The organism is Cellulosimicrobium sp. MI9406 (assembly GCF_040595865.1).
Taxonomy (GTDB): domain Bacteria; phylum Actinomycetota; class Actinomycetes; order Actinomycetales; family Cellulomonadaceae; genus Cellulosimicrobium; species Cellulosimicrobium funkei.
Map to the genome: position 1 here is coordinate 293,981 of NZ_JALIZI010000004.1, position 14,558 is coordinate 308,538.

Annotated in this window: 18 protein-coding genes; 11 read left to right on the forward strand and 7 right to left on the reverse strand. The window is 76.2% G+C overall.

Features of this window, described 5'->3' with window-relative positions:
* Positions 1-10: 10 nt before the first annotated feature.
* Positions 11-688, reverse strand: a complete 678-nt coding sequence (locus MT994_RS09465; RefSeq protein ID WP_354806012.1) for a nucleotidyltransferase family protein — start codon at positions 686-688, stop codon at positions 11-13.
* A 67-nt stretch (positions 689-755) separates the two neighbouring features.
* Here MT994_RS09465 and MT994_RS09470 point away from each other — a divergent pair, with 67 nt between their 5' ends.
* On the forward strand, positions 756-890 hold the full coding sequence (locus MT994_RS09470; protein WP_354806013.1) for a hypothetical protein: 135 nt from the start codon (positions 756-758) through the stop codon (positions 888-890).
* 5 nt (positions 891-895) lie between these two features.
* Here the strand turns inward: MT994_RS09470 and MT994_RS09475 are convergent, their stop codons facing one another.
* Positions 896-1,303 carry a helix-turn-helix domain-containing protein gene (locus MT994_RS09475; protein ID WP_031316645.1) on the reverse strand — a complete coding sequence of 136 codons (408 nt, stop codon included), beginning with the start codon at positions 1,301-1,303 and terminating at the stop codon, positions 896-898.
* Positions 1,304-1,446: 143 nt separating this feature from the next.
* Here MT994_RS09475 and MT994_RS09480 point away from each other — a divergent pair, with 143 nt between their 5' ends.
* Positions 1,447-2,325 carry an SDR family oxidoreductase gene (locus MT994_RS09480; RefSeq protein WP_211931874.1) on the forward strand — a complete coding sequence of 293 codons (879 nt, stop codon included), beginning with the start codon at positions 1,447-1,449 and terminating at the stop codon, positions 2,323-2,325.
* Between the two features lie 51 nt (positions 2,326-2,376).
* Here the strand turns inward: MT994_RS09480 and MT994_RS09485 are convergent, their stop codons facing one another.
* The gene (locus MT994_RS09485) at positions 2,377-2,760 is read right to left on the reverse strand and encodes a universal stress protein (RefSeq protein WP_034653722.1); all 384 of its coding nucleotides are present in this window, start codon (positions 2,758-2,760) and stop codon (positions 2,377-2,379) included.
* Between the two features lie 45 nt (positions 2,761-2,805).
* The gene (locus MT994_RS09490; RefSeq protein ID WP_144680477.1) at positions 2,806-3,663 is read right to left on the reverse strand and encodes an IclR family transcriptional regulator; all 858 of its coding nucleotides are present in this window, start codon (positions 3,661-3,663) and stop codon (positions 2,806-2,808) included.
* 70 nt (positions 3,664-3,733) lie between these two features.
* Here MT994_RS09490 and eda point away from each other — a divergent pair, with 70 nt between their 5' ends.
* The 6 genes from eda (at position 3,734) to MT994_RS09520 (ending at position 8,451) form a co-directional block, all read left to right on the forward strand.
* The gene (gene eda / locus MT994_RS09495; RefSeq protein ID WP_194522260.1) at positions 3,734-4,393 is read left to right on the forward strand and encodes a bifunctional 4-hydroxy-2-oxoglutarate aldolase/2-dehydro-3-deoxy-phosphogluconate aldolase; all 660 of its coding nucleotides are present in this window, start codon (positions 3,734-3,736) and stop codon (positions 4,391-4,393) included.
* A gap of 3 nt (positions 4,394-4,396) precedes the next feature.
* Positions 4,397-5,518 carry a sugar kinase gene (locus MT994_RS09500; RefSeq protein WP_021483692.1) on the forward strand — a complete coding sequence of 374 codons (1,122 nt, stop codon included), beginning with the start codon at positions 4,397-4,399 and terminating at the stop codon, positions 5,516-5,518.
* 87 nt (positions 5,519-5,605) lie between these two features.
* The gene (locus MT994_RS09505; protein ID WP_128957539.1) at positions 5,606-6,001 is read left to right on the forward strand and encodes a hypothetical protein; all 396 of its coding nucleotides are present in this window, start codon (positions 5,606-5,608) and stop codon (positions 5,999-6,001) included.
* A gap of 112 nt (positions 6,002-6,113) precedes the next feature.
* Entirely contained in the window at positions 6,114-6,578 is a 465-nt protein-coding gene (locus MT994_RS09510; RefSeq protein ID WP_194522261.1) for a zf-TFIIB domain-containing protein, read from the forward strand.
* 25 nt (positions 6,579-6,603) lie between these two features.
* Positions 6,604-7,374, forward strand: coding sequence for an SDR family oxidoreductase (locus tag MT994_RS09515; RefSeq protein WP_354806015.1), 771 nt, complete (start codon positions 6,604-6,606; stop codon positions 7,372-7,374).
* A 99-nt stretch (positions 7,375-7,473) separates the two neighbouring features.
* Complete coding sequence (locus MT994_RS09520) at positions 7,474-8,451, forward strand: bile acid:sodium symporter family protein (RefSeq protein WP_354806016.1); 978 nt, start codon at positions 7,474-7,476, stop codon at positions 8,449-8,451.
* A 99-nt stretch (positions 8,452-8,550) separates the two neighbouring features.
* Here the strand turns inward: MT994_RS09520 and MT994_RS09525 are convergent, their stop codons facing one another.
* Positions 8,551-9,012 (reverse strand): SufE family protein, encoded by a 462-nt coding sequence (locus MT994_RS09525; protein ID WP_021482841.1) that lies wholly within the window; start codon positions 9,010-9,012, stop codon positions 8,551-8,553.
* 158 nt (positions 9,013-9,170) lie between these two features.
* Positions 9,171-10,082 (reverse strand): sulfurtransferase, encoded by a 912-nt coding sequence (locus MT994_RS09530; protein ID WP_021483735.1) that lies wholly within the window; start codon positions 10,080-10,082, stop codon positions 9,171-9,173.
* 136 nt (positions 10,083-10,218) lie between these two features.
* Here MT994_RS09530 and MT994_RS09535 point away from each other — a divergent pair, with 136 nt between their 5' ends.
* A complete protein-coding gene (locus MT994_RS09535) occupies positions 10,219-10,749 on the forward strand; it encodes a methyltransferase (protein ID WP_354806018.1) in 531 nt (176 codons plus the stop codon).
* A 7-nt stretch (positions 10,750-10,756) separates the two neighbouring features.
* On the opposite strand, the gene MT994_RS09540 is transcribed toward MT994_RS09535, so the two are convergent.
* On the reverse strand, positions 10,757-12,151 hold the full coding sequence (locus MT994_RS09540) for an aspartate aminotransferase family protein (protein ID WP_354806019.1): 1,395 nt from the start codon (positions 12,149-12,151) through the stop codon (positions 10,757-10,759).
* An 89-nt stretch (positions 12,152-12,240) separates the two neighbouring features.
* On the opposite strand from MT994_RS09540, the gene MT994_RS09545 reads away from it, so the two are divergent.
* On the forward strand, positions 12,241-13,161 hold the full coding sequence (locus MT994_RS09545) for a LysR family transcriptional regulator (protein WP_354806020.1): 921 nt from the start codon (positions 12,241-12,243) through the stop codon (positions 13,159-13,161).
* A 68-nt stretch (positions 13,162-13,229) separates the two neighbouring features.
* The gene (locus tag MT994_RS09550; RefSeq protein ID WP_354806021.1) at positions 13,230-14,543 is read left to right on the forward strand and encodes a transcriptional regulator; all 1,314 of its coding nucleotides are present in this window, start codon (positions 13,230-13,232) and stop codon (positions 14,541-14,543) included.
* Positions 14,544-14,558 lie beyond the last annotated feature (15 nt).

Genomic DNA, 14,558 nt, shown 5'->3' on the forward strand with positions numbered 1-14,558 from the left:
GTTCCCGCACTCAGCGGGGGGCGGGGCCGTCCAAGAGGTCGAGGTCGGCCGCAGTGTCGAGGTCGCGGCCGTCGCCGGGGTGGTCGACGACGTCGACCAGGTCGGCGTGGGCACGCAGGAAGTCGCGTGCCCCGTGGTCGCCGCGGGCGCTCGCGGCGGCGGGCGCCGCGAGCGCGGCGTCGAGGACGAGCGGGTGCGCCCACCGAGGGCGGCCCGTCCCCGCAGCGTCTTCGGCAGCGTCCTCCGCGGCGCCCCCGGCGAGCCACCGCGATGCGGTCACGCGCCCGGGGCGGTGCGCGGCGAGGAGGCGCGCGACGTCGTCGGGCCCGACACCGGGCTGGTCCACGTGCGCGACGACGACCCGGGCGGGGGCGAGGCCGAGAGCGGCGGCGACGCCGACGCGCAGGGACGACGCCATCCCGGTGGCCCAGTCGGGGTTGTCGACGACGCGCACCCCGGGCTCGTCGAGAGACGACCCGGCCCGCACGCGCGCGGCCTCGGCGCCGAGCACCACGACGACGGCGTCGCACCCGCCCGCGAGCAGGGTCGTCGTCGCGTGCTCGACGAGCGTGCCGCCGCGGTGGGGGAGCAGCGCCTTGGGCCCGCGCCCGAGGCGCGTCCCGGCCCCGGCCGCGAGGAGGACGGCGACGGTGGGCGTCGCTGGCGCGGTCGTCGGCGGGGTCGGCACCCGGCCAGGATAGGTCGCCGCCGACCCGGGGGCGCTGGCCCGTGATCCGGCGGGACATCGAGCGCAGGTGAGGGTCAACGCGAACACGGGACAGGTGGTCGGGCGGCGCCCCTACAGCGTCGGCAAGATCGTGCTCGCGGTCGTCGCGGGCCTGCTCGTGGTCGCCGCGCTCGTCTGGTGGTACCTGCGCTCGCAGACGTGAGCTGGTCAGTCCCGGCGCGCGTCGTACGCGCGCTGGGACGCCGACACCTCGTCGACCGCGCCCTCGAGGACGTCGATGAGACCCGAGAGGCTGTCCGCGACGCGGCGCCCGAGGTCGGTGAGGGAGTACTCGACGTGGGGCGGGATGCTCGCCCGCACCTCGCGCACGACGATGCCGTCGCGCTCGAGGGACTGGAGGGTCTGCGCGAGCATCTTCTCGCTGACCCCGTCGATGCGGCGGCGGAGCGCGTTGAAGCGCACCGCGCCGTCGCGCAGGCCGGCGACCGTGAGCACGCCCCAGCGCCCGGTCACCGCCTCGAGCACGTGGCGCGAGGTGCAGCCGCGCTGGAAGACGTCGGCCACCATCGCGTCGGTGGGTCCGGTGTCCTCCGCGGGGCGGGCGTCGGTCGTCATCGCCCCAGGATACGGCGCGCTCGCGCGGAAAGCGCTGTGAGATAGAACGCACTCTCTATTGATATGCACTTACGAAAAGTAAGCGCATGCTGGTGGTCGTGCGGCCGACCGGCCGCGCACCCCGCACTCGAAGGAGCCCGCGCATGTCCATCGCCGTCACCGGAGCCAGCGGCCACCTCGGCCGCCTCGTCGTCGAGTCCCTCCTCGCCCGCGGGGCCGACGCGTCCCAGGTCGTCGCGCTCGCGCGCACGACCGCCAAGGTCGCGGACCTTGCTGACCGCGGCGTCGAGGTCCGCGAGGCCGACTACGCACGGCCCGAGACGCTCGCCCCGGCGCTCGCCGGGGTGGACGTCCTCGTGCTCGTCTCCGGCTCCGAGGTGGGGCAGCGCGTCGAGCAGCACCGCAACGTCGTCGACGCCGCGCGGGCCGCCGGGGTCGCGCGCGTCGTCTACACGAGCGCCCCGCACGCGACGACGTCCGCGCTCGTGCTCGCACCCGAGCACAAGGCGACCGAGGAGCTCCTCGCCGCCTCGGGCCTCGCCACGACGGTCCTGCGCAACAACTGGTACACCGAGAACTACGTCGGCGACGTGCTCGGCGCGCGCGAGTCCGGCGAGATCGTCGCGAGCGTGGGCGACGGCCGCGTCGCGAGCGCGAGCCGCGCGGACTTCGCCGAGGCGGCGGCCGTCGTCGCGCTCGCCGCGCACGAGGACGCGTCCGCGCACGCGGGCGCCGTGTACGAGCTGAGCGGCGACGTCGCGTGGACGTACGACGACCTGGCTGCTGCGGCCGCCGAGGTGCTCGGGCGCCCCGTCGTCTACCGGCGCGTGTCGCCCGACGAGCACCGCGCGCTCCTGCTGGGCGCCGGCCTGGACGAGGGGACGGCGGGGTTCGTCGTCGCGCTGGACGGCAACATCCGCGACGGCCTCCTCGCCGAGGTCACCGAGGACCTGCGCCGGCTCCTGGGCCGCCCGACGACGCCGCTCGTCGACGGGCTGCGGGCCGCCGTCGCGCAGGGCTGAGCCGGGCAGCGCGGCCGTCCGGGCGACCGGGCGGCCGCGCGACGGCGTCCGTCAGTGGGACGCCTTGACGACGAGCACGGGGACGGGCGAGTCCAGCAGGACGCGCTGCGTGGTGCTGCCGAGCAGGAACTTGCCGACAGGCGAGCGCTTGCGCGCCCCCACGACGACGAGGTCGGGGGTCGTGCGCTCGGCCTCGTCGATGATCGCCTCGGCCGGGTCGCGGTGCTCGGGGCGGTACGACACCTCGGGGCGCGCGACCTGGGCGGGGAGCGTGTCGAGCAGGTGCGCGAGGCTCGCGGGGACGCCCGCGTCGGCGTCCTGCGGCGTGAGCACGAGGACGGCGAGCGCGGTCGAGCGGTGGACCGCCTCGGCGACGGCCGCCCGGAATGCGGTCTCGCCCTGCGGGGAGTCGTTGTACGCCACGAGGACGGTCATCGCGCGGGCCCTTCCGTCATTCCGTCGTGCTGCGGTTGAACTCTCTCACAGCGCGGCGTCCGTCGCCGGTCGGCGGGTCGCCCCGTCGCCGGAGCCGCGGAGCACGGCGTCGGGCACCGCCAGGGTCGGGGGCAGCAGGGGCGGCACGACCTCCCGCAGGACCGTCTCGATCTCCCGCCGCCGTCGCGGGCCGAGCCGCTCGGCAGGCGCCGTGACGCTGACGGCGGCGACCGGCTGCCCGGCGCGCAGGACCGGGACGGCGACGCAGCTGATGCCCGGCTCGTTCTCCTCCGTCTCCGTGGCGAACCCCGTCGCGCGCGTGGCCTCGCACGTCGCCCGGAGCGCGGCGGGCGTGACGGGGTGGTCCTCGGGCGCGGCGGCGGCGTACCAGGCGAGCGCGCCGTCGTCGAGGGTCCGCTGGGAGAGCAGCGCGCGCCCGAGCGCGGTGGTCGCCGCCGGGCGGCGGCGCCCGACGGCCGACCAGACGCGGACGGCGCGCGCCGGCTCGACCTTGTCGAGGTAGACGATCTCGGTCCCGGCGAGTGTGCCGAGGTGCACGAGCTCGTCGGTCGCGCGGCACACCGCGACGAGCACCGGGTGCAGGAGCGCGGGGAGGTTCTCCTCGCCGAGGTAGACCGTCGCGAGCGCCGTCGCCGCGGGGCCGAGGCGGTAGTCGCCGGTCGTGGCGTCCTGCTCGGCGTACCCGCGGAACCGCAGGGCCGCGAGCGTGCGGTGCAGCGACGCCTTGTGCAGCCCGAGCGAGCGCGCGAGGTCCCCGAGCGCGACGCCGTCGGGGCCGGCCGCGGCGAGCGCCTCGAGCGCGACGAGGGCCTTGTCGACGCTGCCGAGCGGGCTCTCGGCCGACCCCGGGGTGCCCGACGGCGCACGGCCGGCTTCCGCCATGGTGACTCCTTCGCCTAGAGTGCGTTCCGTAGTGAACAACACTTGTTCACCATAGCGAAACGGAGCCTGGATGTCACCCCTGGGACCCCTGGAGGGGATCGCCCGTGCCCGCGTCGTACCGGTCGTCGTGGTCGACGACGCGGCGCAGGGCGTCCTCGTCGCGAGCGCGCTGCGCGACGGCGGCCTGCCCGTCGCCGAGGTCACGTTCCGGACCGCCGGGGCGCGCGCGGCGATCGAGGCGGTCGCGCGCGAGGTGCCCGACGTGCTGGTCGGGGCGGGCACCGTCGTCACGGCCGCCCAGGTCGACGAGGCCGTCGACGCCGGGGCGCGGTTCCTCGTCTCGCCCGGCCTCTCCGCCGGGGTCGTGCGTCGCGCCCAGGAGCTCGGCGTGCCCGTCGTCCCCGGCGTCGCGACGCCGTCGGACGTCATCGCCGCGCTCGACCTCGGCCTCGACGTCGTCAAGCTGTTCCCCGCGAACGTCGTCGGCGGGCCGGCCGCGGTCAAGGCGTTCTCCGCGCCGTTCCCCGGCCTGCGGTTCGTGCCGACCGGCGGCGTGAGCGCCGCCAACCTGCTCGACTACCTCGCCCTGCCCGCCGTGCTCGCCGCCGGCGGCTCCTGGATGGTCGACGCCGCGCTCGTGCGCGCGGGCGACACCGCCGAGATCACCCGACGCACGCGCGAGGCCGTCGCACTCGCCGCGACCGCCCCCCACCCCGCCGAAGGAGCCTGACCCATGACCGACACGACCACCGCCCGCGCCCCGCTCGCCGTCCGCCCCGCGGCCGACTGCGCCTACGACGTCGTCGCGCTCGGCGAGGTCATGCTGCGCCTCGACCCGGGGGAGCGCCGCATCAAGACGGCCCGCAGCTTCGACGTGTGGGAGGGCGGCGGCGAGTACAACGTCGCGCGCGGCCTGCGCCGCGCGTTCGGCCTGCGCGGCGCGATCGTCACCGCGCTCGCGGACAACGAGGTCGGGCGCCTCGTCGAGGACCTCATGCTGACGGGCGGCCTCGACACGCGCTGGGTCCGGTGGCGCGAGGACGACGGCATCGGCCGCACGGTGCGCAACGGGCTCAACTTCACCGAGCGCGGCTTCGGGGTGCGCGGCGCGGTCGGCGTCTCCGACCGCGGCAACACCGCGATCGCCCAGCTCCGGCCCGACGACGTCGACTGGGACGCCGTGTTCGGCAGCGGCGTCCGGTGGTTCCACACCGGGGGCATCTTCGCCGCGCTGTCGGAGTCGTCCGCCGACGTCGCGGAGGCGGCGATGGCCGCCGCCCGCCGCCACGGCACGGTCGTCTCCTACGACCTCAACTACCGCCCCTCGCTGTGGAAGGGCATCGGCGGCGTCGAGCGCGCGCAGGAGGTGAACCGCCGCCTGGCGCGGTACGTCGACGTGATGATCGGCAACGAGGAGGACTTCACCGCGTCGCTCGGGTTCGAGGTCGAGGGCGTCGACGAGAACCTCACCGACCTCGACACGTCCGCGTTCCGCGCGATGATCACGCGCGCGGCCGAGGAGTACCCGAACTTCCAGGTCGTCGCGACGACGCTGCGCGGGGTGCGGACCGCGACGGTCAACGACTGGGGCGCGATCGCGTGGTCGCGCGTGCAGGGCTTCGCGGAGGCGACGCACCGCCCCGGCCTGGAGATCCTCGACCGCGTGGGCGGCGGCGACTCGTTCGCGTCGGGCCTCGCGTACGGGCTCATGGAGCTCGGCTCGATCCAGGAGGCCGTCGAGTACGGCGCGGCGCACGGGGCGCTCGCGATGACGACCCCCGGCGACACGTCGACGGCGTCCCTCGCCGAGGTCCGGAAGCTCGCGTCGGGCGGCAGCGCGCGCGTGCAGCGCTGACCCGTCGACCTCCCGTCTCCCGCCGTGCCGGGCCGCACGTCCAGGGTTAGTGTGGGCGCGCTGTCAGCGGGAGGCGGGAGGTACGGCGTGGCTGGTGGGGCCTTCGTGCCCGGGCTGCCCCGCCGCGGCGCCGAGGAACCGCCGGACCTGGGTCGAGCCCTGGAGCACGCGCGCATCCTCCGCGCGGCGGGAGACCCGGCCGGTGCCGCCCAGGTCCTGGACCGGGCCTTCGCTGCCGAGGGCGTGCGGACCCGCACCGTCGCCGAGCGCGTCCGGTTCCGCGCCCTGGTGCTCCGTGCCGACCTCGCGCTGGCCCTGCACGACGACGCGGCCGCCGCACGGTTCCTCGAGGGCGCGGAGTGGTTCCGCGCCGGGGCCGACTTCCTCCCGCGCGTGGCCGACGCGCTCGCCGCCCTCGACGACGAGGTGCACCTCGCCGACGAGCTGCGCGACCGCCTCGCGAGCGAGCGCCGCACGGGCTGAGCCGCACCGGCAGCCTGCCCGGCCGGGAACCGCTCGCGCCGGAGCCGCGTTGGACTGCGCAGTACCGGTGCGGGCGCCGACCGCGCCCGGCCCATCTCGCGAGGAGGCAGACATGCTGTGCCCCACCGACCAGACCGTGCTCGTCATGACCGAGCGCAAGGGCGTGGAGATCGACTACTGCCCCACGTGCCGCGGCGTGTGGCTCGACCGCGGCGAGCTGGACAAGATCATCGACCGCTCGGTGGAGGGCGAGATCGCCGCCGAGGCCGCGGGTCCGGCCGCCGCCGCGCCGCCCGCCCCTGCCGCGCCCGCCCCGACGTCGTACCCGCCGGCCGCCGCCGTGGACTACGGCAGCCCCGCCCCGCGCTCCGGGGAGCGGTACGGCGACCGCCGCGAGGACGACCGCGACCGCTACCGCGACGACCGGTACCGCGACGACCGGTACGACGAGCGCTCCCGCGACGACCGGTACCGCGACGACCGGGACCGCCGGTACGACGGCCGCGACGGCTACGACCCCCGCTACCGCAAGCGCAAGAAGAAGGAGTCCTGGCTCGAGGACCTCTTCGACTTCTGACGCGCCCCGTGGTCGACTGTCCCGCGTGACCGTCCTCGACTCGTTCTCGCTCGTCGGCCGCACGGCCCTGCTCACCGGCGGCAGCCGCGGCATCGGGCGCGCCGTCGCCCGTGCGCTCGGCGAGGCGGGGGCCCGCGTCGCGGTCACGGCGACCACCGCGGCGGCGGCCGACGAGGCCGCCGCCGCGCTCCGGGAGGCCGGCACCGACGCCCGCGGCTACGTGCTCGACGTCACCGACCGCTTGCAGGTGGACGACGTCGTCGTGCGCGCCGCCGCCGACCTCGGCACGGTCGACCTGCTCGTCAACAACGCGGGCGTGTCGATCGGCGGCGCGGCCCTCGAGATCGGCGACGACGTCTGGCACCGCACGCTCGCCACCAACCTCGACGGCGTCTGGTACTGCTCGCGCGCCGTCGCCCGGGAACTCGTCGCGCAGGGCCGGCCGGGGACGATCGTCAACGTCGGCTCGATGTCCGCGTCGATCGTCAACCGGCCCCGCTGGCAGCCCGCGTACCTCGCGTCCAAGGCGGCGGTGCACCAGCTCACCAAGGGCCTCGCCGCCGAGTGGGCACCGCACGGCATCCGCGTGAACGCGGTGGCGCCCGGGTACGTGCGCACCGAGGCGTCGCCGGTGGACCGGCCGGAGTACCACGACGACTGCGTCGCGCCCGCCGCGATGCAGCGCTGGGCGGAGCCGGAGGAGATCGGGCCGCCCGTCGTCTTCCTCGCGAGCGCGGCGTCGAGCTTCATGACGGGCGCCGTCATCACGGTCGACGGCGGCTACACGCTGTTCTGACCGGACGGGGCGGCCCGGTCCGGCGCTCCGGGCCGGGACGAGGGGCGCCTGCCGGGCGGGTGCCGTCCCGGGTCGTGCGCCGGGCTAGGCTCGGTCCCCGTGCGCGCAGTCCTGAGCAGGTGGGTCGACCCCTTCGTCGTGACGCTGCTCGTGGTGCTCGTGCTCGGGCTCGTCGTGCCCGTGGGGCCGGGCGCGCAGCGCGTGGTCGACGCCGCCGCGGACGTCGCGGTCACCGTCCTCTTCCTCGTCTACGGCATGCGCCTGTCCACGCGGGAGGTCTGGGCCGGGCTGCGCAACTGGCGCCTGCAGGGCGGGATCCTCGCCGCGACGTACGTCGTCTTCCCGGTGCTCGGGCTCGTCACGGCGTGGGCGATCGAGCCGCTCGTCGGGGCGCCGCTCGCCGCCGGCATGCTCTACCTCTCCCTGCTCCCGTCGACCGTACAGTCGTCCGTGGCGTTCACGTCCGTCGCGCGCGGCAACGTCGCCGGGGCGATCTGCGGCGCGACGGTGTCGAACGTCGCGGGCATGGTGATCACCCCGCTGCTCGTGCTGTGGCTCATGACGGGGACGGGCGGGGGAGCCGACGGGCCCACGGGCGGGCTCGGCGGGCTGCGCACCGTGCTGCTCCAGCTGCTGCTGCCGTTCGTCGTCGGGCAGCTCCTCCAGCCCTGGGCGGGGGACTGGGTCCGGGCGCGGCGCTGGCTCACGCTCGGCGTCGACCGCGGCACGATCCTCGTCGTGGTGTTCGGCGCGGTCGCGGCGGCGTCCTCGGCGGGCGTGTGGTCCAGCGTGTCCGGGTGGTCGATCATCGCGCTGCTCGTGGTCAGCGCGATCGTGCTCGCCGTGATGCTCGCGGCCACGTGGTGGGGCGGCGCGGCGCTGGGGCTCTCGACCGAGGACCGGGTCGCGCTGCTCATGTGCGGGTCGAAGAAGTCGCTCGCGACGGGCCTGCCCATGGCGAGCGTGCTGTTCCCCGTCGCGGTCGCCGGCGTCGTCGCCGTGCCGGTGATCGTCTTCCACCAGCTCCAGCTCGTCGTCTGCGCCGTCCTGGCGCGACGCCTGGCCCTCCGCGACTGACGCCCCTGACCCGACCGACGCCGACCATGCGGAGGTGTCCCGTCGCGGCGGCCGGGCGGGCGGCAACCGCATGTTCGGCGGGTCCGGGTGGGACTCCCGTCAGCCGCGGGCCGCTACCTGCTCCCGGACCTGGCGCTTGGCGCGCGTGAGCATGCCGTTCATGCCACCGATGCGCAGCGGGCTCACCGCGCGCGTCAGGCCGATCGACATCGGGAAGTCGTCGGGCACGTCGAGCACCTCCTGCACCGTCAGGCCCGAGAGGCCCTGCGCGAGGATCGACGCGAAGCCGCGCGTCGTCGGGGCCTCGGCCGGGGCGGTCGCGTAGAAGTGCACGACGCCCGCGTCGTCGACCTCCGCGAAGGCCCGCACCGGCGACTGGCACTCCTCGATCCGCTCCAGCAGACCGGGCGCGCTCGCGTAGCGCTCGGGGAGGTCGGGCAGCTCGTTCGCGAACTCGAGCAGCAGCTGGAGGCGCTCGCGCTCCGGCATCGCGAGGAAGTCCTCGCGGATCTCCGCGAGCGTCGCGGGCAGGTCGGGCGAAGCGTCGGAGGGGGAGCTCATGGGGGCGATCCTCGCATCGGGGCCGGGGCGGCGGGACGGCAGTCCCACCGTGCGGAACGCTCCGCGGACGCGTCGTATGCCCGCGGCACGCCGACGGCGCGCGGTCCGTCGTGGAGGACGGGCCGCGCGCCGTCGGGCACGCTCGCGCGGGACGCGGGTCAGTTGAGCGACGCCGGGGCCTCGCCGGGCTCCTCGCCCTTGACGATCGGCACGCGCACGGCGTTGCCCCACTCGGTCCACGAGCCGTCGTAGTTGCGGACCTTGTCGAAACCGAGCAGGTACGTGAGCGCGAACCACGTGTGGCTCGACCGCTCGCCGATGCGGCAGTACGTGACGACCTCGTCGTCCGTCGCGAGGCCGAGGCCGCCCTCCTGGTAGATCGCCTCGAGCTGCTCGCGCGACTTGTAGGTGCCGTCCTCCGCGACCGCCGTCGCCCACGGCACGTTGCGCGCCGTCGGGATGTGGCCGCCGCGCAGCACGCCCTCCTCCGGGTAGTCCGGGATGTGCAGGCGCTCGCCCGTGTACTCCTGCGGGGAGCGGATGTCGACGAGCGGCCCGTTGCCGATGTGGGCGAGGACATCCTCCTTGAACGCGCGGATCGTCACGTCGTCGCGCTCGACGACCGGGTACTCGACCGCGACCGGCTCGGGGACGTCGGTCGTGACCTCGCGGCCCTCGGCGATCCACTTGCCGCGGCCGCCGTCGAGCAGGCGCACGTCCTCGTGGCCGAACAGCGTGAAGACCCACGCCGCGTAGGCCGCCCACCAGTTGTTCTTGTCGCCGTAGACGACGATCGTCGTGTCGCGCGCGATGCCCTTGCTGCCGAGGAGCTGGGCGAAGCCCTTGCCGTCGATGTAGTCCCGGGTGTCGGGGTCGTTGAGGTCGGTGTGCCAGTCGATCTTCACCGCGCCGGGGATGTGCCCGGTCTCGTAGAGCAGCACGTCCTCGTCGGACTCGACGACGACGACGCCCGGCTCGCCCAGGTGCTCGGCGAGCCAGTCGGTGCTCACGAGGCGGTCGGGGTGGGCGTACTGCGTGATCTTCTCGCTGGTGTCGAGCGGTGCGGGCATGGTGTCCTCCGGGCGCGTGGTGGGCGTTCGCTCGTCAGGCTAGGTCGGCCGTCCGCATCACGGAAGGCGGACGACGCATGCTGAGACGGTGTAAACGCACGCTGCGGACGCTCGCTCCGGGAGCCACACTGGACGCGTGACCGCGACCGTCCCGGAGCGCGTGCGGCGCGCCGTCGAGCTGCTCGACCTCCGCGGCGACGAGGCCGTGCTCGAGATCGGACCCGGCCCGGGAGCCGCCGCCGAGCTCGTGCTCGCCACCCACCCCGGCGTGCGGTACGTCGCGCTCGACCGGTCCGCCACGGCGGTCGCCCGCACGACGGCGCGCAACCGGGTCGCTGTCGACGACGGCCGCCTCGTCGTGCGGCGCGGGGAGCTCGCGGCGACCGGCGGTCCGGACGTCCCCGGCGGCCCGTTCGACATCGCGTTCGCGGTGGACGTCAACGTCTTCTGGACGCGCGTGGCCCACGCCGAGGCGAGCGCCCTCGCCGCGCTGCTCGTCCCGGGCGGAGCGCTCTGGCTCGTCCATCAGACGCCCGACGGCGCCGACGACCGGGTCCTCGACGGCGTGCGCGCGTCGCTCGACGTCCGCGCGCTGGGCCCGGTGACGGTCGTGCGCGACGGGGTGCTCGCCGTCGGCGCGCGCCGGGTGGCCGACCCGCCCGGATGACGGGCGGTCAGCCCAGGAGCTCGCGCGTCGCGTCGCCGAGCGCCTGGTCGAGCAGCCCGAGACCGAGGTCGAGCTCGTCCTCGCTCACCGTCAGCGGCGGCGCGATGCGGAACACGCCGCCCATGCCGCGGAGCTGCACGACGTTCATGTGGAGCCCGAGCTCGAGCGCCCGCCGGGTGACGAGCGCGCCGAGCGCGTCGGCGCCCTCCTTCGTCTCGCGGTCGAGCACGAGCTCGATGCCCTGGAGCAGCCCGCGCCCGCGGACGTCGCCGATCGTCGCGTGGCGGTCCTGGAGGTCGAGCAGCCCGGCGCGCAGCCGGTCGCCCAGCACCCGGACGCGCGCGTCCATCCGCTCGGCCTGGAGCACGTCGAGCACGGTGGTGCCGACCGCCGCGACGAGCGGGTCCGAGACGTGCGTCGTGAAGAAGAGGAAGCCGCGCTCGTGCGCGCGGGCCTCGATCTCGGCGCTCGTGACGACCGCGGCGAGCGGGAGCCCGGCGCCGAGGGTCTTGGAGAGGGTGAGGATGTCCGGCACCACGGGCTCCTCGCCGTCGCGCCCTTCGAACGCGTACCAGGAACCCGTGCGGCACAGCGCCGTCTGCGCCTCGTCGAGGATCAGGAGCATCCCGCGCTCGTGGCACTTGTCGCGCAGCGCCGCGAGGTAGCCCGGTGGGAGCTCGACGATCCCGCCCGAGCTGAGGATCGGCTCGACGAGGCACGCCGCGAGGCTGCCCGTCGACTGCACGTCGACGAGGTCGAACGCGAGGTCGAGCTGGCGGCGCCAGTCGTGCGTGCCGTCGGGCGCGAGGTGGTCGGGCCGGTACGCGTTGGGCACGGGGATGACGAGGTTGCCGGGCGCCGTCGGGCCGTAGCCGCGGCGGCCCGCGCTGTACGTCGCGGCGGCCGCGGCGTGCGTCATGCCGTGCCACGACCCCGCGAGCGAGACGACCTCGTGCCGCCCCGTGACGAGCTTCGCCAGCCGGATCGCGGCCTCGTTCGACTCGGCCCCGGTCGTGAGCAGGAGCACCTTCTCGAGCGGGTCGGGCAGCGTGCCCGCGAGCCGGCGCGCGAGGTCGACGACCGGGCGCGACAGCATCCCGGAGAACAGGTGGTCGAGCGTCCCGACCTGGCGGCGCACCGTCTCGACGATCGCCGGGTGGCTGTGCCCGAGGATCGCGCTCATCTGCCCGGACGTGAAGTCGAGGACCCGGCGCCCGTCGGCCGTCGTGACGAAGCTGCCCGCCGCGCTCTCGACGATCTCCGGCGTGAACGGCCCGCCGTACCGCACGAGGTGACGGTCGGCGTCGGCCCAGAACCGCGCGGCGTCGTCCGCGGCGGCCCGGCCCCCGCCGGGGGACGGGGCGGACGGCGGTGCGGGCGCGGGGGAGGGCGGGAACGTCATGCTCGGAGCGTAGGGACGCGCCGCTGTGCGCGTACAGCGCGAGTCTGCGTACAGTCTGTGCGGAGAAGCCGCACAGAAAGGATGCGCACGTGCTCAACGCGGGACGCCTGCAGATCCTCGCGCGGCTCGAGAGCCTCGGGACCGTGCGCGCCGTCGGTGCCTCTCTCCACCTGAGCCCGTCCGCCGTCTCCGCGCAGCTCGCCGCGCTCGAGGCCGAGACCGGCGCGCGCCTCCTGGAGCGCACGGGCCGACGCGTCCGCCTCACGCCCGCCGGGCGCACGCTGGCCCGGCACGCGCGCGTCATCCTCGACCAGATGGCGCTCGCCGAGGCCGAGCTCGCCCACCCCGACGGCGAGCCGGGCGGCGTCGTGCGCGTCGCCGCGTTCTCGAGCGCGGTGCGCGCGCTCGTCATCCCGCTCGCGGCGCGGCTCGCCGTCGAGCACCCGCGCGTCGAGGTGGAGGTCGACGAGCTCGACCCGCGCGAGAGCGGGCCCGCGCTCCGGCGGGGGGACGTCGACGTCGCGGTGACCGCCGACCTGCTCGACGGCGCGCTGCTCGCCGGGCCCGACGTCGCGACCGTCCCGCTGCTCGAGGACCCGGTCGTGCTCGTCACGGCGCGCGGCGACCGGGCCCCCGGCGAGCCGGCCGACCTCGCGCGCCTCGCCGACGCGCCGTGGGCGGCCGACCTCCCCGGGCGCTACCTGTCCACGCTCGTCGAGAGCGCGTGCCGCGAGGCCGGCTTCGAGCCGCGCGTCGTCGCCCGGCTGCCCAGCTACGAGCTGCTGCTCGCGCACGTCGAGGCCGGGCTGTCCGTCGCGCTGCTGCCGGGCCTCGCCGTCGACCCGCGGTACGCCGTCGACGCGCGCCCGCTCCACGCGCCCCGCACCCGCCCGGTGTACGCGGCCGTGCGCCGCGGGGCCGCGCCGACCGCCGCGACCACCGTCGTGCTCGGCGCCCTGCGCCGCGTCGCGCGCGAGGTCGCCGGTCCCGCGGCGCCCGGCACCGGCTGACGCCCGCTCGCGCCGGATCCCGCGCGACCTACACTGGCCCCAGCACCGCACGACGACGTGGAGGTCCCGTGCCGCGCACTCCCGCACCGCCGCCCCGCTCCGAGGAGCACCCGCGCCGCCCCGACGCGCGCCGCGACCCGCGCTCCGTCCGCGCCGCCTACCGCTCGTTCCTCGACCACGGCGTCCTCCCGCGCGGCGTCCACCCGCTCGTCGCCGACTCGTGGCGCCGGTCCGTGCACAGCGGCGTCGACCCGGAGGCGCCCCGCACCGACTCGGGCCTCGCCCACGACGACCTCGTCGCCTACCGCGAGGCGCACCCGCTCGCGGGCGTCATGCCGGTCGTGCGCGAGCTCGTGGTCGACGCCGCCGCCGACGACGGCCTCGTCGTCGCCGTGTCCGACGACGCGGGCCGCCTCCTGTGGGTCGAGGGCGACCGGGCGCTGCGCGACGCCGTCGACCGCGTCGGGTTCGTCGAGGGGTCGGTCTGGCGCGAGGAACGGGTCGGGACGAACGCGCCCGGCACCGCGCTCGCGACGCGCAGCCCTGTCCAGGTCCTCGGCGCCGAGCACTTCTCCCGCCCCGTGCAGGCGTTCAGCTGCACGGCCGTGCCCGTCCACGACCCCGCGAGCGGGCGCGTCCTCGGGGTCCTCGACGTGACGGGGCGCCAGTCCGCCGCGTCGGGCGTCGTGCTGTCGCTCGTGCGCGCGACGGTGCTGAGCCTCGAGCGCGAGCTCGCCCAGCGCGCCGCGGCGACGGGGCCCGACGACGGCCCGGGCCGGCTCCCGGGACCGCCCCGCGACGGCGCGCCCGAGCTGCTCGTGCTCGGGACGGCGCCCGTGCTGCGCTCGCCGGACGGTCTCGACCACCGCCTCTCGCTGCGCCACGCCGAGATCCTCGTGCTCCTCGCGACGCACCCCCGCGGGCTGTCCGCCGACGAGCTCGCCGTCCTGCTGCACCCCGGCGAGCTCTCCGACGTGACCGTCCGCGCCGAGGTGTCGCGCCTGCGGCGCGTCGCGGGCGCGCTCCTCGCGGGGTCGCGCCCCTACCGGCTCGCCCGACCCCTGCGGACCGACGCCGACGTCGTGCGCGACCACCTCGCGGTGGGCGACGTCCGCGGCGCCGTCGCCGCCTACCGCGCGCCGCTCCTGCCGCGCTCGGGCGCGCCCGCCGTCGAGCACCTGCGCGCGGAGCTCGCGGCCGAGCTGCGCACCGCCGTCGTGGCCGCGGGCGGCGCCGACGTGCTCGACGCGTGGACGCGCACCGACGACGGCGCCGAGGACCACGCCGCGTGGACGCGGCTGCAGCGCGTCGCGGACCACGGCAGCCCGCTGTGGCTGCGCGCCCGCGCCCACCTCGACCTGCTCGACGACGAGCTCGACTGAGCTCGGGCGGGAGCC

Excerpts from the sequence above, each read along its gene's own strand:
- MT994_RS09530 (WP_021483735.1), bottom strand. The coding sequence starts at position 10,082 with ATGCCCGCACCGCTCGACACCAGCGAGAAGATCACGCAGTACGCCCAC.
- MT994_RS09540 (WP_354806019.1), bottom strand. The coding sequence starts at position 12,151 with ATGACGTTCCCGCCCTCCCCCGCGCCCGCACCGCCGTCCGCCCCGTCC.
- MT994_RS09525 (WP_021482841.1), bottom strand. The coding sequence starts at position 9,012 with ATGAGCTCCCCCTCCGACGCTTCGCCCGACCTGCCCGCGACGCTCGCG.
- eda (WP_194522260.1), top strand. The coding sequence starts at position 3,734 with ATGTCACCCCTGGGACCCCTGGAGGGGATCGCCCGTGCCCGCGTCGTA.
- MT994_RS09500 (WP_021483692.1), top strand. The coding sequence starts at position 4,397 with ATGACCGACACGACCACCGCCCGCGCCCCGCTCGCCGTCCGCCCCGCG.
- MT994_RS09475 (WP_031316645.1), bottom strand. The coding sequence starts at position 1,303 with ATGACGACCGACGCCCGCCCCGCGGAGGACACCGGACCCACCGACGCG.
- MT994_RS09480 (WP_211931874.1), top strand. The coding sequence starts at position 1,447 with ATGTCCATCGCCGTCACCGGAGCCAGCGGCCACCTCGGCCGCCTCGTC.
- MT994_RS09490 (WP_144680477.1), bottom strand. The coding sequence starts at position 3,663 with ATGGCGGAAGCCGGCCGTGCGCCGTCGGGCACCCCGGGGTCGGCCGAG.
- MT994_RS09485 (WP_034653722.1), bottom strand. The coding sequence starts at position 2,760 with ATGACCGTCCTCGTGGCGTACAACGACTCCCCGCAGGGCGAGACCGCA.
- MT994_RS09510 (WP_194522261.1), top strand. The coding sequence starts at position 6,114 with ATGCTGTGCCCCACCGACCAGACCGTGCTCGTCATGACCGAGCGCAAG.